This window comes from Bradyrhizobium sp. AZCC 2289 (assembly GCF_036924615.1).
GTDB lineage: Bacteria > Pseudomonadota > Alphaproteobacteria > Rhizobiales > Xanthobacteraceae > Bradyrhizobium.
Map to the genome: position 1 here is coordinate 7,804,251 of NZ_JAZHRY010000001.1, position 18,609 is coordinate 7,822,859.

Annotated in this window: 15 protein-coding genes; 7 read left to right on the plus strand and 8 right to left on the minus strand. The window is 61.2% G+C overall.

The features are described 5' to 3' along the window. Positions 1–292: 292 nt before the first annotated feature. The gene (locus V1289_RS36890; RefSeq protein ID WP_334403622.1) at positions 293–592 is read left to right on the plus strand and encodes a hypothetical protein; all 300 of its coding nucleotides are present in this window, start codon (positions 293–295) and stop codon (positions 590–592) included. 486 nt (positions 593–1,078) lie between these two features. Here the strand turns inward: V1289_RS36890 and V1289_RS36895 are convergent, their stop codons facing one another. From V1289_RS36895 to V1289_RS36905, 3 genes are all read right to left on the minus strand, one after another. Continuing rightward, the gene (locus V1289_RS36895) at positions 1,079–1,378 is read right to left on the minus strand and encodes a hypothetical protein (protein ID WP_334403623.1); all 300 of its coding nucleotides are present in this window, start codon (positions 1,376–1,378) and stop codon (positions 1,079–1,081) included. Between the two features lie 706 nt (positions 1,379–2,084). Next, positions 2,085–2,558: a phasin family protein gene (locus tag V1289_RS36900; protein WP_334403625.1), complete on the minus strand. Its 474-nt coding sequence runs from the start codon at positions 2,556–2,558 to the stop codon at positions 2,085–2,087. Between the two features lie 2,198 nt (positions 2,559–4,756). Beyond that, positions 4,757–5,137: a COG4315 family predicted lipoprotein gene (locus V1289_RS36905; protein ID WP_334403627.1), complete on the minus strand. Its 381-nt coding sequence runs from the start codon at positions 5,135–5,137 to the stop codon at positions 4,757–4,759. A 355-nt stretch (positions 5,138–5,492) separates the two neighbouring features. Between V1289_RS36905 and V1289_RS36910 the strand changes: the two genes are divergently transcribed. Beyond that, the gene (locus tag V1289_RS36910; RefSeq protein ID WP_334403629.1) at positions 5,493–5,645 is read left to right on the plus strand and encodes a type II secretion system protein; all 153 of its coding nucleotides are present in this window, start codon (positions 5,493–5,495) and stop codon (positions 5,643–5,645) included. Between the two features lie 981 nt (positions 5,646–6,626). Here V1289_RS36910 and V1289_RS36915 read toward each other — a convergent pair. Beyond that, positions 6,627–7,640 carry a formamidase gene (locus V1289_RS36915; RefSeq protein ID WP_334403631.1) on the minus strand — a complete coding sequence of 338 codons (1,014 nt, stop codon included), beginning with the start codon at positions 7,638–7,640 and terminating at the stop codon, positions 6,627–6,629. Positions 7,641–7,966: 326 nt separating this feature from the next. Here V1289_RS36915 and V1289_RS36920 point away from each other — a divergent pair, with 326 nt between their 5' ends. Then, positions 7,967–8,689: a cysteine hydrolase family protein gene (locus tag V1289_RS36920; RefSeq protein WP_334403633.1), complete on the plus strand. Its 723-nt coding sequence runs from the start codon at positions 7,967–7,969 to the stop codon at positions 8,687–8,689. Further along, the gene (locus V1289_RS36925) at positions 8,686–10,341 is read left to right on the plus strand and encodes a regulator (protein ID WP_334403635.1); all 1,656 of its coding nucleotides are present in this window, start codon (positions 8,686–8,688) and stop codon (positions 10,339–10,341) included. The genes V1289_RS36920 and V1289_RS36925 overlap by 4 nt, the downstream gene beginning before the upstream one ends. Before the next feature lie 169 nt (positions 10,342–10,510). On the opposite strand, the gene V1289_RS36930 is transcribed toward V1289_RS36925, so the two are convergent. The 4 genes from V1289_RS36930 to V1289_RS36945 all read right to left on the minus strand — a co-directional run bounded on the left by V1289_RS36930 (position 10,511) and on the right by V1289_RS36945 (position 14,566). Continuing rightward, the gene (locus V1289_RS36930) at positions 10,511–11,335 is read right to left on the minus strand and encodes a carbohydrate ABC transporter permease (protein ID WP_334403637.1); all 825 of its coding nucleotides are present in this window, start codon (positions 11,333–11,335) and stop codon (positions 10,511–10,513) included. Next, positions 11,332–12,270, minus strand: a complete 939-nt coding sequence (locus V1289_RS36935; RefSeq protein WP_334403638.1) for a carbohydrate ABC transporter permease — start codon at positions 12,268–12,270, stop codon at positions 11,332–11,334. Before V1289_RS36935 ends, V1289_RS36930 begins: the two co-directional genes overlap by 4 nt. After that, complete coding sequence (locus V1289_RS36940) at positions 12,267–13,592, minus strand: ABC transporter substrate-binding protein (RefSeq protein ID WP_334403640.1); 1,326 nt, start codon at positions 13,590–13,592, stop codon at positions 12,267–12,269. Before V1289_RS36940 ends, V1289_RS36935 begins: the two co-directional genes overlap by 4 nt. 119 nt (positions 13,593–13,711) lie before the next feature. Then, complete coding sequence (locus V1289_RS36945) at positions 13,712–14,566, minus strand: VOC family protein (RefSeq protein ID WP_334403642.1); 855 nt, start codon at positions 14,564–14,566, stop codon at positions 13,712–13,714. Positions 14,567–14,640: 74 nt separating this feature from the next. Between V1289_RS36945 and V1289_RS36950 the strand changes: the two genes are divergently transcribed. From V1289_RS36950 to V1289_RS36960, 3 genes are all read left to right on the plus strand, one after another. After that, complete coding sequence (locus V1289_RS36950; protein ID WP_334403644.1) at positions 14,641–15,942, plus strand: NAD(P)/FAD-dependent oxidoreductase; 1,302 nt, start codon at positions 14,641–14,643, stop codon at positions 15,940–15,942. 136 nt (positions 15,943–16,078) lie between these two features. Continuing rightward, positions 16,079–17,266, plus strand: coding sequence for a 6-phosphofructokinase (locus V1289_RS36955; protein WP_334403646.1), 1,188 nt, complete (start codon positions 16,079–16,081; stop codon positions 17,264–17,266). Positions 17,267–17,463: 197 nt separating this feature from the next. After that, positions 17,464–18,609 carry a fructose-1,6-bisphosphatase gene (locus tag V1289_RS36960; RefSeq protein WP_334403648.1) on the plus strand — a complete coding sequence of 382 codons (1,146 nt, stop codon included), beginning with the start codon at positions 17,464–17,466 and terminating at the stop codon, positions 18,607–18,609.

Here is an 18,609-nt window from a genome sequence, read left to right on the forward strand (position 1 = left end):
GCGGGATTGCGAATCTGCGTTTGCACGGGCCACGTCATGGCGAGTAGGGGCACGTCCGCCGTAGCTCGGCGAGAAGGCGAAGCGACGAATTCTGAAGCGCTGAGTCCGAAATCTCGGGTTCTACCCGCAAAGCGTTGAACGAAAACCATAAACCCCGAGCGGTCGAGCGGCGCTTTGGCGGGCGACCTCTGCTCGCTGTCATCATCCTTTAACGGAACTGACACGTGCTCGCAGCACATCTGACAACTACGCCCCTTAACGTTCGCACGCGGTCCATGTCGAAGCCCGCGACGTGCCGCTGCAGGAGGTGCTGTCCGCGCTGCGCGACAGGTTCGGTCTGCAGTACCGCTCGGACGATACGCTGGAGACGCTCAAGACCGGCGTCTTCGACGGGCCGTTGCAGCGCGTCGCTGCACGCGTCCTCGAAGGTTACGATTTTGCGATGAAGATCACCCCGCAAGGCATCGACGTGCTGGTGCTGCGGCAAAACCGACCCGGCCAAACCGCCGTCGCAGTCGTTTCGGCGATGGCGGTCAGGCCGCCGATGACTGCGGCGGAAGTCAAGCATTACGCCAGCGGACATATCCGCTAGACGCTTGAATCACGTCCAAACTGATGCCTTCAACCGGCAAAACCCGACAACCTGCATTTCCGAGATTGCCCCCTAACCGGACATGCTGCGGACATGCCAAAATCGACGCGAATGACCCAACTGAGACATCGAACTTGATCAATGTCTGAGGTCAGTTTTTGTGCCATTTCTCGTTCGCTACCTGATCGCAAAGCCATAATCTTTGGGACGTTGCATCGAGGTGGACTTGAAAAGTGACCCGGTGGCAAACGGATGGGTCAAGAGTCTCAGTCGGCGATAGTGGGTCAGTTTGAAATGGTGGCTCCTATGTCCGGGCGATTCTGCCGAATAACTGCACCTGGGCGAGTTCAGGGCATAACTACAGGAGCCGAATCCGGTCGCGGGATTAAAAACGAGTCGCCGGGCTGATTGCCCGCGCGGCACCGGATCGGCGGCGGTTCCAAATCATTGACGGCCTTAAACAATTATTTCCTTGTTGCTCGCCGTCTAGTCGCAGCGGCGCTCCCTGCGCGTGATCCTGCGGCCGTCATCCCCTTCAACCGTGGTAGTCACCATGCGGCAGCGCTGTCGTGGGCCGACGGTGACACCGCCCGGGCCGACGCCAACTGTGGTGTCGGAGTCGTACCGCCCGCGACGGTCTCTATCGTAGCGGTCGTCGCGGTCCCGCCCGATCTGAACATCGACGCCTTGGGCTATCTTGACGCCTTGCGCCTTGGCAGGCGTGCCGAGTGGGGCAGTTGTCAGCACCGCTGCTGCTGCCGCCACGGCAAGAGTGATCTTCATCATGTGGGAGTCCTCCTTGGGCTTGATTTAGAGGTGCAACGGGAACGAACGCTAGGGGTTCCACCGGGGGCCCCGCACCCACTAGCGTTTTCAAAACAAGGCACTCAAATGCGCAATATGGCTAGCTCTCCTGATTAACAGGCGGGAGCGTGCAGCACTCTCTGTCACCGATGGATGCCTGTTACGGGCGATGATGGAACCAGCTTGCGCTTTCGAGTTCCGGGGTCGCTGAGCAATATTGCCCAGCGACCGAATTCAATAGGGCCGATGGTCACGACCTGGGAGGCCAAACGCTGATAGCGGGCGTCTACGGTTTTAATACGTCGGCTCAGTTGACGGGATCGGGTTCAGGAACGGGTTTTCGGTCGGCGCGCGGTTCGACGGTGAATTCGCCGAGAACTCAACGAAATACTCCGGTATGGGCCGGCTGCGTTATACTTGGTGGATCAAACTCACGAGGTTCGGCCAGCTTGTAGGATTGCGGCACGCGCCCGAGACTGAGAGTTCGGTAGACTCCCGCCCCCTAACGAGGGTGTCCACCATGTTCAGAAACATGTTCAGAAAAACAGTTCCTCAAGGTCCAGGATGCCTTGGATACTTGCCCGCGCGTATCGATCATCAACTCTATGAGTATTGACGGCGGCGGATCAGCGATTGACCGATACTGTTTGAAAAAGACCTCGCCAGGCGGCCTTGGTCTTGGGCTTTTTCACCGCTTGGTACCTAATTCAGCCATTTCTATCGAATACTTCTGGAACATGGCGATCCGCTTGCTTGTGAATTCTGCAATGACGCTGAGAATTTCAACGGGTGACCTAATCGTCGCAAGCCTCTGGGCGAATTCAAAAGCCAATTGCATGTTGGCTTGTGCCATTTCCAGCAGCTTTGCTTGATAAGCCCGCACGTTTGCCGTGGCTGAAGAAAAAACAAACCCCTTCTTCGAATCGTTATCCGTCATCGTCTGTTTGCAGTCATCTTGTAAGGCTGTCGCCGGTTTCTCAACGAGGGGAGCCTCTTGTTTTGAGTCGTTATGACGCTCAGGGGGCGGTTCAGTCGAGCCTGCCGCAACCGAGCGCGGGGGGTTGTCTTTCGGGCTTGTAATAATAGCCTGCTTGGCCCGTTGGGCGGCTATTTTCGTGCTGTGGGCCTGCTTTGACGCCGTTGCCGGTTTACGTTTGGTCATGTGGCACTCCAGGGGATGATTGGGCGACCACAACGGTCATTCGTGTGCAGCGACAACATACTGTGTAGTTTAACGTTCCAAACGCAGATTAAATTCATCGCATAGGCTAATCAGGAAGTTCGGCGATGTGCCCGACGACCTGAATGCGTTGTGAGGTGAGTGTGCGATTCGCCTTCATTTAACTTTTCCGATGTGAGCAATATTGACCACCGACTCCGCGAACCAGAAGAGCATGCTGGTTCCATCACCGTCCTCTGCTTCCCATCCAACGGCCCCGCTGCCCTAAGTGTCAGGGCCGGATGATGCTGCCCGGATCGAACCTGGTCCCGCCCATTCCGACTTTCTGACGCTCGAATGTCCGAAGTGCGAGCATGTCCAAAAGATGGTTGTCGGGGACCCGATGAAGGCAGCCAACACGAGTTGGACGGCAGGCGGCCTTAAGGCTCCCGAGTAAAAGGCCGCCTCGGCGTTGAAATGCGCCGTGCAATTCGGCCAAGGTCTGCTTTCGGGGGTAAAACAGACATCCCATTTCAAGGGCGTCAGGACCGTTTTTGACCCGAAGGCGACCTTGGGAAAATCGGCGATTGAACTCATTGGATGCAATTTGGATGCAATTTTCTCAGCGTCGGGTTTATGTTAGTAAGGGTTCAGGCTTAAGGCCCGGCACAAAAGCATGGAGTGGTGGCGCTGGCCGAAATCTCGGCCAAGCGCGTACTCGACTACGCATCAACGGCCCTTTCTCGCAACCAGCGAGAGGCTGATCGATTAGAGGCCCAACTTAGCAGAGTCCTTGGTGTGGCCTGCCGTTAGGTCGTGGGACTTAGCACAAGCGGCACGCTCCCCAGGATAGGCAGCAGCCCGCGCAACCTGCGCAACCCACGCAACCCACGCAGCCACCGAACCCGCAGCCGCCACCAAACCCGCAGCCGCCACCGCCGCAACCTCGGCAGCCGCCGCCACCGCCGCAACCTCGGCAGCCGCCGCACCCGCCGCCACCTCGGCAGCCGCCGCAACCACCGCATCCGCGGGCTAGCTGCACGCCGCTGCCAACGTTCTCCCTATCGAAGACATGGAACGTGGCGAGACTGACGTCGGCCATTTCCTCTTCGCCAAGAACGAAGCGCTGATTGGGCGAGGTATTGTCAGATTGCGGGATACCGGCAGTGGGCATCGTGGATGCGGATGCACTACCCACCAGCGAAAGACCCAGTCCGGCGGCACCCAGCACCTTCACGGCGGCGGCTTTGGTTGTGCGTTTCTTCTTCGAAGCTTGCTTGACCTGTAGCATGGTCGCATCCTCCGTAAGTTCTTGTGAAAACGCTTGGCAAGCGTGCGCTCGGCGAAACCGGCGCGCAAGGGTTACCTATGCCATAAATGCGAAACATCTCATCGAGTTCCATTCATCTTCATGAACGAGATCGACACGTAACCGCTTTTTGGTTGAGCAGAATCCCGCCAGCTGCGTACATACAGCAGCATGGACCTGTATGTCCGGTATTGGCACGTTTGAGACATGCTGATGGACTCTGAAAGAGTCTGCTTCTAGGGGTAGACCGGAAATGACCGGCCTAAGGTCAAGACGACGCGATTGACCCATCTGCGACATCGGGCCAAATCTGCGTGTGAGGCGCGGGTCGGGTGCAATCTCACTTGCCGCGCGGCTGCGTACCAGCGGGCGTCAAAAAAAGCGGCCTCGGTGCAGAATACACCGAGACCGCGTGAATTTTCCGGGGCGACCCGGTCCTCAACTTCAATTCGCCAGACCAGATCTCTTCCATCCGAAGACCGGGATCACCCGCGCACCTGGCCAGGTCGGATACGCCAGCCATACCAGGTATGCACGCGCCGCTGCACCACGTGGCAGCCGCCATCGCCATAGTAGGAATCGTCGTGGGCGTGGGGATAGTATCCGTCGTGTAGGGCCCAAAGCCAAACCCTACAAACGCCCGCCTGTGAAATCTTCCACCGTGGAATCCACAGCCAGCGAAGCCTCCATGGAAGCCACCGCCGCCAAAGCCGCCTCCGGCTGATCGATCATCGTCCGGATGCACCCAAACGTAAGGGCTCCCGTATCTCCGTCAGCCTGATCATGTGCTCCGGCGGCAAGTACCATGGCGTCCGGCAAGATCGGCACTTCAGCGCCGCCCGACGCGGCCTGAGCGGTGAGAGAAAACCCTCTCAGGCCTCTGCTCAGCGGCTCATGGCTTTACCATATGCCATGCGCCATTGAGGAAACCGTCGCCGTTGGTCTCGCCTGGTGAAGTGTCCTTTTTGAAAGTGTAGAGTGGCTTACCCTTATAGGCCCACATCTTCTTGCCGTCGTCACGTACGACGATTGTCATGTCGGCGGTCGGCTTGGCATCGTCAGCTGCCATCAGCGGCGGCCAGTTCTCCGCACAAGGGCCGTTACACATCGACTTGCCGCCGGCATCCTTGTCGAACGTATAAAGCGTCATACCCTTAGTATCGACAAACGTTTTGCCCTTCGGTGTATCAGCCGTCTTCAGCATCTGTGCCGATGCGGCCGATGAGGCGAGAATAAAAGCCAAGGCCGCTACTACGGCAAATGTCTTGGACATTGCAGCTCTACTCCTGTTGCTTCTTTTTGAGGACGCGGGTGCGTCGCTAAGACAAACGCCGGCGCCGCAGAATTATTCCGCGTCGAGCTAGAGATTTTGCTAAACCCGCCCCGCGGGTGATCGAATGAATGCGTTCACTTCCGCTGTTGGCACAAAGCAGACGTGCTGAAGGCCAGCCCAAATGTCCGCTTCTGAGCGTGATGCAGACATCCGCGAGCCCTTCGCGCCCATCGCGTCATCACGACCGACGACGACAACAGCGACATGTGACTAGGGTCACAGTAGCGGCGGAAGCGTTGGCCAGTGTGCCCGCACAGCGACGGATGATCCGCGCTGGCTTGCATGGAGAAAGATGATGAGCGACACCAACGACAACTCAAAGCTCGATCACCGAGAACTCACCGATACCGAATTGGATGGAATGAGCGGCGGCCTCGTTGTGATCCCGATCATCGGCATCTTGGTCGGTCTGTTACTCCCCGCAGTTAATTCTGCTCGAGAGGCTTAACCGGCTAGATCGATGTGGCTTACTGAGAGCTTACGACAGCGCATTTCTGTTTTTGGCACTTTTCGGCCCTCGCGCGATGTCCGACTTGAGTCCGGAATGCGCACCAAAGCGGACGTCCGCCGACCGCTCCGAATGTATGGGTTCACGCCCTGGAACGCCGTCATTGCGAGGAGCGATGTGTCCGCCATAGCTCAATGAGCGAAGGCGGAAGCAATCCATTCTGTCTTTCTGTGGCGAGATGGATTGCTTCGCGGAGCCCGTCATCGGGCGCGCATTCGCGCGACCCGCTGGCTCGCAATGACGAATATCCTTGACCTGATTGCCCGACGGGCAAATCACTTGCGCGTTTTCGCATACCGCGAGTCAAGCCCCGTTGCGGAAAATATTCCGCTTTCGCCGTCGGGCAAATCAGTGATTTGAATCCGCCCGTCTCACCCGACAAGAGGGGCGGCTCGCGATCGTCACGAAACGTGCGGTGGGATGCGGTGGACGCGGATGCGCCTTTGACGAACGGTGCTGACGCGGACGGCGAAGTCGTGTGGTCCTGACGCCCCGACGCTGGCGTCAAGTCGTGCGGAGCGATCCGCATGGCGACGGTGGCAAGAAAGCCCGTTCATCGGGGAGCGCGATATAAGCCGTAAAACCATTGCGCAGGGAAGGCCGGGATGTCTCCGCTGAACCTGTATGCTCGTGTGCGCATTCTCTGTGCATCTTGCACACGAGACCGCGGGTGCAGCGCCACCCGGTCTTCCCTGCGCCCTCTCAAACGTCGAGGGCGAAACGATTTGCAAACCTCGGGCGCATCATGCCGCGAGATCGCGAAGTCATGCTTGCAATTGGAGTATCGTCATTGCGAGGAGCGATTGCGACGAAGCAGTCCATTCTTTCTTTGCGCGGCGCGATGGATTGCTTCGCGGAGCCTGTCATCGGGCGCGCATTCGCGCGACCCGCTGGCTCGCAATGACGGTTTACCACCACGAACTACTCCGCCGCCTTCGCGGTCTTGCCGAACATCCGCGTCGGCGCCGGAAAACCGCACGAGGTGCCGTCGGTGACCTTGACCTGGTCTTCCCAGGGCAGGCGGAACGTGCCCGCGACCATGTCCTGCATGAAGGTGTAGGGGCAGTCCATCGCGCCGCCCTTCACCGCGACATAGCCGCGGTGCCAGAACTGATAGATGTTGTTCTCGACGCCCCAGTTGATCCGCGCCTCGCGCACCAGGTCGGGGCGCACCTCGGCGGTGATGATCTCGTCGGCGCGTCCGGTGGTGCCGTGGGCGACGATCGTGCCGTCAAAATTCACGATCATGCCTTCGCCCATGGAATCGAACGAGCCGTCGGAGCCGCACATGCAGACATTGGCGGTGACCATCAAATTCTGGAACGCATTGGCCTGGTTGGTGAAGCGCCAGCTTTCGCGGATCGGCGCGGTGTAGCCGGCGGTACGGATCATGATCTCCGCGCCTTTATAAGCGCATTCGCGGGCCATTTCCGGGAACATGCCGTCGTGGCAAATGATCAGCGCGATTTTGGCGCCCCTCGGTCCCTCGATCACGGGAATGCCGATATCGCCGGGCTCCCACGGCTCAACCGGAATCCAGGGATGGAATTTCCGGTAATACAGTTTGATCTCGCCGTGGTCGTCGATGATCAGGCCGGAATTGTAGGGGTTGCCGCCGGGGTTGAATTCCATGATGGAAAAACAGCCCCAGATCTTGTTGTCGATGCAGGCGCGCTTGAAGGATGCGACTTCCGGGCCGTCGAGCCGGCACATGATTTCGGGATTGGTGTCCATCGACAGGCCGTGCAGCGAATATTCGGGAAACACGACCAGGTCCATGGTCCCGAGATTGCGCCGCGCCTTGCCGACCATGGTGACGATGCGCTCGGTCTGCCGCGCGAGGTCGGCGCGGGTCACGACGACGGGCAATTGCAATTGAACGAGCCCGATCACGACGCCTTCGGGCGATTTGTTGAGGCCGCCAAGTCCGTTCATGTTGTCCTCCCGTCAGCCGGCGCGCGCTTCGATGCGCGAAATGCTGCCAGCGTTGTTTCCGTCCGATCCAATCGTAATCAGCAACAACTATGCCAGCCCTGACCCTCCCTGCGCAAATCAAGTGCAACAAAAATTCCGCACATCCAATAAGCAAATGCACGTCATCAAAGCGACGCACAGAGAATAAGCAACTGCTCCATCGACGCCCAACAAATTGAAAATAGGATGGATTCCGTTTTTTGGAAACGCCAAACGGGATTGTACACAATGGCACGCGCCTTGCTTGGCCTGGCTTAAGGAGTTCTCTCGTTCGGGGCACGTACGTCATGACGAACTCAAGCTGTACCTTCGGCAAAGTGGCGGCGGAACCAGAGCCGATTGAGCTCGACTGGACCAAGACCGCACTCCTCATCATCGACATGCAGCGCGATTTCATGGAGCCCGGCGGCTTCGGTGAAACGCTGGGCAATGATGTCTCGCAACTCGCGCGCGCGGTGAAGCCGATCGCGGCGGTGCTGGCGGCGGCGCGCGATACCGGCATGCTGGTCGTGCACACCCGTGAGGGACATTTGCCCGATCTGTCCGACGCGCCGCCGGCGAAAGTCGAACGCGGCGCGCCGTCGCTCCGCATCGGCGATCCCGGTCCGATGGGGCGGATCCTGATCCGCGGCGAAGCCGGCCATGACATCATTCCCGAACTCTATCCGCTCGACAGCGAGGTCGTGATCGACAAGCCCGGCAAAGGCGCGTTCTACGCCACCGAGCTTTCCGACGTCCTGCAGAAATACGGCATCGAGAATTTGCTGGTGTGCGGCGTCACCACCGAAGTGTGCGTCAACACCACCGTGCGCGAGGCCAACGATCGCGGCTATCGCTGCGTCGTGCTGTCCGACGGCTGCGCGTCCTATTTCCCTGAATTCCACGAGATGGGCCTGAAGATGATCAAGGCCCAGGGCGGAATCTTCGGCTGGGTCACCGATTCAGCCGCGGTACTGGAGGCACTTTCACCGGAGACTTCAAAGACAGTAGCAGCAGGGGGATCACGATGAGCACAAGCATGACGGGGACGGCCGGCAAGTCCGATTTCAGGCCGGTTCTGTGGACACCGGGCGACTGGAACGCCTTCTTCGGTTTCGGCACCAACATCCTCGTCAACATGCTGGTCTTGACCGGCCTGTTGCGCTTCGTACTGAAGATGCCGGACTCCCTGGTGTTCGGCCGCATCCTGCCGGCGCTCGGCCTGATGATGTGCCTGTCCACCTTCTATTATGCGTTCCTCGCCTATCGCCTCGCGGCGAAAACCGGCCGCACGGACGTCTGTGCGCTGCCCTCGGGCGTCAGTGTGCCGCACATGTTCATCGTCACCTTCGTGATCATGCTGCCGATCACGATCAAGACCGGCGATCCCTTGAAGGGCTGGTCCGCGGGCCTGGTCTGGGTGTTCTTCCAGAGTTTCATTCTCATGATCGGCGGCTTCATCGCCCCGTATATCCGGAAGATCACGCCGCGCGCGGCGCTGCTCGGTACGCTCGCCGGCGTCTCCGTCACCTTCATCTCGATGCGGCCGGCGCTGGAAATGTACATGACGCCGCAGATCGGCCTGGTCTGCTTCGGCATCATTCTGGTGAGCTGGTTCGGTGGCGTGAAATATCCCAAGAACATCCCGGCGGGTCTGGTCGCCATCGCGGTCGGAATGATCATCGCGTGGGGCTCCAACCTGTTCGGTCTCGGGCTCGGTGGCCTCAGCGTCAAGGGCGTCGGCGATGCCTTTGCAAGCTTCGGCTTCTCGGTGCCGATCCCGGCCATTGGCCAGGTATTTTCCGGCTTCGAGTTCCTCAGCGTCATCCTGGTCACGGCGATCCCGTTCGGCATCTACGATCTCGTGGAGGCCATGGACAACGTCGAGAGCGCGGAAGCGGCCGGCGACGAATATCCGACCACCCGCGTTTTGACCACCGACGGCGTCGTCAGCCTGATCGGCTGCCTGATGGGCAATCCCTTCATCAACGCGGTCTATATCGGCCATCCCGGCTGGAAGGCGATGGGCGGCCGGATCGGCTATTCGGCCGCGACCGGCATCATGGTGGTGTTGCTCTCCTGGTTCGGCATCATCTCGGTGCTGCTGGCGCTGGTGCCGGTGGTCGCGATCTCACCGATCCTGCTCTACATCGGCATGCTGATCGGCGCGCAGGCGTTCCAGACCACGCCGGTCAAGCACGCGCCCGCGATCGTGCTGGCGCTGACGCCGCATCTTGCGGCCTGGGCCAAGCTGCAGATCGACACCATGCTCGGAGCTACCTTGAATGCGGCCCAGACGGTCGGTGCGCTGGCTCCCGACAAGGTCGGCGCGGTCAAGACCGCGGCCATTGCCTCGCTTCCACAGCAAGGCGTGATCTACCACGGGCTGGAAGTCATGGGCGGCGGTTCTATCCTTGCCGGGCTCATCCTGGGTGCGATCGGTGTCTTCATCATCGAGCGTGATTTCATGAAGGCTTCGGCCTTCGCGCTCGCCGGCGCCGTGATGACCTATTTCGGCTTCATGCACGGCGAAGCGGTCGGCATCGGCAGTGGGCTCGGCGTGACGCCGGGCGTGGCGCTGGCCTATGCCGTGATGGCGGCTGGCCTGTACGCGCTGGGCAGGACCAGCACCAGCGAGAGCTATAGTTCGCATCCGGAAATGTCGGCGGCGCCGGCTGAGTAGGCGGTCTGCTTCTCCCTCGCCCCGCTCTTCGCGGGGAGAGGGTTGGGGTGAGGGGCTGTCTCCGTGAAGACGGTGAGAGATGTGCTCGCGGAGAGTCCCCCTCACCCGGATCGCATCTTCGATGCGATCCGACCTCTCCCCGCAAGCGGGGCGAGGTAAGTAAGCCAGCTTACCCGCCCTTGACGGCACCTGCGGTTAGCCCGGCGACGATCTGTCGCTGGGCGAACACCGTCAGCAGCAGCACCGGGAGCGTCACGATCAGTGCTGCGGCCGCCAGCGGTCCCCAGCTCAACTGATCGAACGAGATCATGTTGTAGACGGCCACCGGGAGCGTGCGCGTCTCGCGCCCCGCCAGCACGATACCGAACACGAAATTGTTCCAGGAAAAGATCACCGCGAGGATGAAGGCGACGGCCAGTCCCGGGCGGGCGATCGGCAGCGCCACGTGGCGGAACACCTGCCAGCGCGTGGCGCCGTCGATCAGGGCGGCTTCCTCGAGTTCCAGCGGCGTGGTCTCGAAATAGCCGATCATGATCCAGATCACGATCGGCACCGTCACCACGAGATGGATGATGATCTGCGGCAGCAGCGTGCCAAGCAGTCCGAGCCACTGGAACAGCAAAAACAGCGGTATCAGATAGGACAGTCCCGGCGTGATGCGGGCGATCAGGATCACGATCGCGGATTTGTGCGCGGCCATGCGCGCGATCCCGTAACCGGCGGGCACGCCGACCAGCATCGCCAGCAACGTCGCGCTGCCGGTCACGATCAGGCTGTTGACGAAATAGGTCAGGAACCGGTTCGACGCCAGCACGTCGGCGTAATTCTTCCAGGCAAAGTGCTCGGGGATGAAGACCGGCGGGTAGGCGGCGTTATCGACCTCGAATTTGAGCGACAGCGAGGCCATCCAAAGGAAGAACAGGATAGCCGGCGACACGATGACGAACACCGCGAGCCAAAGCCCGATCTTGCCGAGGATCTGACGCAAGCTCATGCGCCACCGCCGATCTCGGTCCACAGCGTGCGCTGCCGCAGATGCAGCATCATGGCGGCCATCGCAATGATGAGCAGGAAGAACACGACTGCGATCGCCGAACCATAGCCGAGGTCGTAATAGATGAAGGCGACGCTGTAGAGATAGAGGTTGATGGTCTCGGACGCCGAGCCCGGCCCACCTTGCGTGATCGCAAAAATGATGTCGAAGCTTTTGACGGCGTCGATCATGCGGATCATGCCCGCGATGAACAGGAACGGCGTGATCAGCGGCAGCGTGATGTAGCGGAACATCTGCCAGACGCCGGCGCCATCGATCTGCGCGCTCTCGTAAGGTTCGACCGGGATCGCGGCGAGGCCGCCGAGCACGATCAGCATCACCAGCGGGGTCCATTGCCAGGTCTCGACCAGCACCAGCGACGGGATCACGGTTGCCGGGTGAAACACCCAGAGCTGCGGCGGCAGGCCGGCCAACGACAGCAGATAGTTGAGCACGCCGAGTTGCGGGTGAAACATCATGGTCCAGACCAGCGCGATCGCGACCGGCGTCGCCATCATCGGCATGATGAACACCCCGCGCAGAAAGCCGCGCCCGGGAAATTTGGCGTGGAACACCACCGCTGCCAGCGTGCCGAAGACCAGCGGCAGCAGTACGGACAGGACCGTGTAGAGAATGGTGTGGCCGACCGCCTCGACGAAGCGGGGATCGTTCGGCAGCCGCCAATAATTGGCGAACCCGACAAAAGTGGTCGGCGAACCGACCTTCCACTCGTTCAGGCTCATCCAGATCGTGAACAGCCATGGAAATATGATGATCGCGAGCACGACGACCAGCGCCGGGATTACGAACGGCCAGTAGGACGGCGGCCGCCATTCGCGCTCCGGCGCGGCATCGTTGTCCGCCGCGGCCGGAGTAGTCCGTGTCAACGCACTCACGCTTTCTCGCTGCGCTCCAGGATCGGCCGGTACTGCTCGTGGGCCTTTTTCAATTCCGTTGCGGGATCGGCGCCGGCCAGCGTCGCGGTAATCGCCGCGCCGACGAGGTCGCGGAATTCGGCGACCGGAATCACCACCGGCAGGCCGAGTTTGCTGATCTTGGCGGAATCGATCACCGATTGCAGCCATTCCTTCGGCATCTTCACGCCCTTCTGGATCTCGGGATCGTTGAGGATGGAGTTACGGAACGGCACGCCGCCGCCGGCCTGCAACAGCCGCGCGCCCTGCGTCTTCGACACCGCCCATTGGCACAGGAGATAGGCGGCTTCCTTGTTCTTGCTCGCGGCCGCAATGCCGAGGCCGTCGCCATAGGTCGCCGAATATTGTCCCTTCGGTCCGGCCGGCACGACGGTGTAGCCGACCTTGCCGACGACGCGCGAGGCGGCCGGGTCTTCCAGCGGCGGCGCCCAGCCGACGCCGTCGATCCACATCGCCGAGCGGCCTTGCGTGAACGACGCCATCGATTCCATCCAGTTGAAGCCGGCCACGCCCGGAGGCGCAACTTTGGTCAGCAGCGTCTGATAGAGTTTTGTCGCCTGGATCGCCTCCGGACCGTCGGTCAGGATGTTGCCCTTGGAGTCCAGGAATTCGCCGCCATAGTTGAGGAAGAAGTTGGTCCACAGCGTCATGTTGGCGTTGCGCAGTCCGCGTCCGACGAAACCGTAAATGCCCTCCTTGGCGTCGGTGAGCTTTTCGGCCGCGGCGACCATTTCGTCAAAAGTCTTTGGCACCGCGACGCCCTTCTTCGCAAACAGCTCCTTGTTGTAATAGAGGATGAAATAGTCGACCGACCACGGCAGCGACAGCATCTGCCCCTTGTCGTTCTTGGCGTATTCCAGCCCGGCGGCGGAAAAATCGCTCTCGACGAGGTCGGGCGCGGTGAGATTCGGGTCCTTCATGTAGCCGGTCATGTCGGCGAGCCAGCCGGCTTTCTCGAACTGCCGCTTCTGCACGTGATAGCTGACATGGACGACGTCAAAGCTCGGCTTGCCCGAGGCGAGCTCGATGACGGCCTTCTGGCGTTGCTGCTGCTCCGGAATCTGCTCCGACTCGACCTGAATGCCGGTGAGATCGGTGAATTCCTTGATGTGCTTTTGCAGATTGTCGCCGCGCGGCCCCTTGGCGAGGACCACTTCCAGCTTGGTGCCGGCGTATTTCTTCCATTGCGGTTCGGCGCGCGCGGGCAATCCGGTGAGGCTGAGTGCGCCGGCCGCGGCCGTGCCTGCCAGCAATGCACGGCGCGAGATCAGATGATCGTTCATGGTTTCTCTCCCTGGGGTCGGCTTGTATTTTGGGAGAATACTAGCGCGCGCGAGCGGTGTGCATAGCCCTAATGTGCGCGGTATCGCAGTGCGATGGCCGCGCGCACAGGATTTTCCGGCTACGCCTTCACGAAGGCGAGCAGCGTGCCATTGCCCGCAGCAGGCGGCACACAGATGGCGCCGCTGCTGTGGACACCGGTTGAACCGAGCGCTTTCTCGGCAGCCGCGACATCGGTTGATATCACAAGACCGGCGCCGCCGCGCTCGGGCAGGCCCGCGAGCGAAACTTCGGGATAGCGCTTGCCGAGCTGATCCCTGGTCAGGAACACGAAGTCGGCGCGGTCACCGCCCGATGGCACCGCGATGGCGCCGTCCGGTTCGGCCCGCACGTCGCGATCGATCAAGCGCGATAGATGCGCGGCGTCCTTGGCCGGATCCGGCGTGACGATCAGCGCCTGCTTCAGGCGCTTGGCGCCATTGGCGTGCTTCATCAGTTCGGGGATCCAGACAGTTTCGCGCGTCTTGTGCTGGCAGGCGAAGATGCGCACGCCGCCTGGCGCTTCCGCGGTCGGCCATTGAAAGGTCCGGAATTTGGCCGCCGACAGCGTGCCGTCGGGCATCATCACCGGGCGCTCGAAATCGGTCGGACCGATCGGCACATAGCCGCGCGCGCGAATTTCTTCGGCGCCGGCGGCCGAATCCACCGCGGTGAAGGCGATGCGCTCGATGCCTTCGCCGCGTTTCTCCAGAAACGCCCGCGCCGGAGCATTATGTTCCGTCGGCGTCAGTACGCCGAGCAATTCCATATAATCAGGGTCGAGCATGATGGTGTAATTGCCAGATCCCATATGCGCGCTGTGAGTGCCGCGCGGCGAAATGGTGAACCCCAGCCGCTTCCAGTTTTCCGCGGCCTTGTCGAGATCCTTCACCATGACGACGGCGTGATCTAGTCCGATGACGTTTTTGAGTGCCACTCTTTTATTTCCCCGGCATGGATTGAAGGTTTAAGCTAACCAGATCGATCAGGCGCCCGCAAGAAAGGATCCCGATGAATACGACAGACGTCCGCTGGCCCGACTCGCTGTGGGCTGCGGCGACGCCGCCGGGGCCGGATCTTCCGGAATTGATCGGCACGCAAGCGGCCGATGTCATCGTGATCGGCGCGGGCTTCACGGGGCTCTCGACTGCCTTGCATTTGCGCGAAGCCGGCGTCGACGTTGCCATCGTCGAAGCCGCGGAGCCGGGCTGGGGTGCGTCCGGGCGCAATAATGGCCAGGTGATCCCGACATTGTCGCGGCCCGATCCGGACGACATCATCGCCAGGCATGGCGCGGTCGGCGAACGCTTTGTCGGGATGCTCCGCGACAGCGCCTCGACGCTGTTCGAGGTGGCGCAACGCTACAAGATCGAGGCCGAGCAGGAGCAGGCCGGCTGGGTTCAGCCGGTGCATTCGCCCGGCCGCATCAAGATCGCCGAGCGGCGGGTGCGGCAATGGTCGAACTACGGCGCGCCGGTCGACTTGCTGTCGCGCGAGCAGGCGCGCGACATGCTCGGCTCGGACGCGTGGTACGGCGGCTTCTGGAACAGGACCGGCGGCCACATCAATCCGCTGGCGCTGGCGCGCGGCCTCGCGCGCGCCGTGCTCGGTCTCGGCGCGCGGATTTATGCGCGCTCGCCTGCGGAGAGTTTTGAGCGCCGCAACGGCAAATGGGTGGTGAAGACGGCGAAGGGCGAGATTTCGGGCCGGTCGCTGGTGGTCGCGACCAATGCCTATAGCGGCGAATTCTCGAAATCGCTGGTGCCTGATATCGCGACCGAAGTGATGCCGGTGCTGTCGTGGCAGATGGCGACGCAGCCTTTGTCCGACAATGTCCGCAAGACCATCATCCCCGGCCGGCAGGCGATGTCCGATACCCACGGCGAGCTTTACTTTGCGCGTTACGATGCGCGCAATCGCCTGGTCACCGGCGGCGCCGTGATCGGTCCGGGCAACAAGGCCGAGCGGTTGAAGGCGCGGGTGACGGAGCGGCTGCAGCAGCTCTGGCCGCAGATCGGCGAGATCTCCTTCGATTACGTCTGGAACGGCTATGTCGGGATGACCACGGACTTTTTGCCGCGCATTCACCGGCTCGGACCGAATGCCTTTGGCTGGACCGGCTGCAACGGCCGCGCGGTGGCGCTCACGATTCCACTCGGCGGTGAGTTGGCGAAGGCGGTTCGCGGTGTGCCGGAGAAGGAATTAGCGCTGCCGTTCACCGAGCCGGTGCCGATCGTGGCCCATGGGCTGCTGCGCAAACTGGCGCCGCTGATGCTGCTTGTCTACCGGCGGCGCGACGCGCGGGAGATGTAGAGCAAGGAGGGTCGCGCAACTCAAAGTGGAGATTTAGGCGAGTATGCCTCCGCTGGCGGATAGCCACGGACCCGCCTTACGGAAACCACAACGTGATGCAGGCGTTATTACGCTATGGCAATCCTGGGAGGTGGGCATGGCGAGGAAGCGCATCGGCATTCTCACGGGCGGCGGCGACGTCCCCGGCCTCAACGCGGTCATCAAGAGCGTGACTTATCGCGGCAGTGAGGACGACATCGAGGTCGTCGGGCTCCGCCGCGGTTGGGAGGCCCTTACCCATCTGAACCTGGACGACCCCGCCAGCAAATCTCACTACCTCATTCCACTGAACCGTGAAAACACCCGCACCATCGACCGGCGCGGCGGCACCGTGTTGCACTCGAGCCGCACCAATCCGTCCAAAACGAAAAAGCTGCCTGATCATCTCGTCGGCAGGGATTTTCCATTCTCAGAGAGTACCAAGGGCGGCATCGCAACCAAAACGTGGGACCTCACGAGGCAGGTGCTGGCGAACCTCTCGGGGCTCGGCATCGAACACCTGATCGCGATCGGCGGCGACGATACGCTCAGCTATGCGGACAAGCTCAACGAACTCGGCGTCAAGATCATCGCCATTCCGAAGACGATGGATAACGACGTCCGGAACACCGAGTACTGCATCGGATTCTCGACCGCGATCACCCGCGCCAGCGATGCCATCCAGCGGCAGCGCACCACCGTCGGCTCGCACGAACGAATTGGCATTTTCCGGATCTTCGGCCGTGATGCCGGATTTACCGCGCTCTACACCGCGTACGCGACCTCGATTCGATGCGTCATACCGGAATACAAGGTCAATCTCGACGAACTGATCCAGTTGCTGCTCGAGGACAAGCACGCCAACCCGAGCAATTATGCGCTGATCGTGCTCAGCGAGGGCGCCGAGTGGGAGAGCTACAAAATGCAGGAATACGGCGAGCCCGACGCCTATGGTCACCGCAAGAAGGCCAGCGTGGCCGAAGCGCTTGCCGACGAGATCAAGCGGCGCACGGGCGAGGAGACCATCGTCTCCGACCTCACCTACGATCTGCGATCGGGCGATCCCGACTTCATCGACAAGCTTGTCGCCCTGACCTTCGGCAACATGGCCTACGATGCCATTTTGGAAGGCGGGACCGGCCTCATGTCGGCGCTGGTCGATGGCCGCTACGACCTCGTGCCTATCCCTGACGCCAGACTTGGGCCACGCAAATTGGACGTCGCCAGCACGTACAACACGAAGCGCTACCGTCCCATCTACGCCAACAAACGGGGGTTGCCGATCTTTCTCAACCGTGCGTCATAGTACGGGGAGCGTCAATCCGGACCGTGGCATGATCGGCTGCTGCGGTGCGTCGTAAGCGCGTATCGACACGCGGTTGCTGGAGGGCCATAATGCAGCGAGGAACCTTTCAGAGGTTCCTTTCATTGATGAGCAGCGCCGTCGCCCCGGCGCAGCGAGCGCCGAGGCGGAGGCGCTGAGCTGCGGTCGGAGGAATGCTCATGAGACTCACTCTTTCGGTCATCAAGGCTGACATTGGTTCCGTCGGCGGGCACACGAAACCGTCTGCACGCATGATGGCGACTGTCGAGGGCGAGGTCGCTAAAGCGATCGACAATGACCTCTTGATCGACGGTTTCGTCCGCCACACCGGCGACGACATTGCGATCATCATGACGCACACACGGGGCGAAGGCAGCTCCGAGGTACATCAATTCGCATGGAAAACGTTTCTCGCAGCCACATCGGTCGCGAAGGCTTCCGGGCTCTATGGCGCCGGCCAGGATCTTCTCGTCGACGCACCTTCCGGAAACGTTCGCGGTGCCGGCCCGGCCGTCGCCGAGCTCAGCTTCGAGCACAGCCTCTCGGGTGCGAGACCCGCGGAGTCCTTCATGGTGTTCGCCGCCGACAAATGCGGCCCCGGCGCCTACAACCTGCCGCTCTATCTAGCCTTTGCCGATCCGATGTATTGCGCCGGGCTGATGCTGCCCCCGATGATCAAGGGTTTCCGTTTCCATGTCATCGACATGGATAACACGGGTGGCGACAGCGTGATCGAACTCGACGCGCCCGCGGACGGCTACCATATTGCGGCGCTGCTTCGCGACAACGAGCGCTTTGGCATTGACCGTATCGTTTCTCAAACACATGGCGAGGTCGCCGTTGCTGTTTCGGCGCAGCGCCTTCACTCGATCGCAGGCAAGTACACTGGCAAGGATGATCCGGTTGCGATCGTCAGAAACCAGGGGATTTTCCCGGCGCCCGAAGAAATCATCTCGCCGTTCGCCAAGGCGCACTTCGTGGGCGGCGATGCGCGCGGCTCGCACGTGATGCCGTTGATGCCGGTGCCACTTAACACGCCGGTGACGGGTATGTACTGCCTGCCGATCGTTTCCTGCGCCGGCTTTTCGATCGACAAGGACGGAAAATTCTCGGAGTCGTATACCGATTTCTTCGACAACCTTGCGTGGGATGAGGTCCGTCAGCGCGCCCAGCGCAAGGCGATCGAGATGCGCAGCCAGGGCTGGTCTGGCGCCGCGATGCTGCCCTATTCCGAGCTGGAGTATGGCGGCTTCCGCGACACCGTGTCCGCGCTTCTCAAGCGTTTTCGGCTGCGCGAGGAGCGCAAGCCGGAAGCGGCCGAGTAG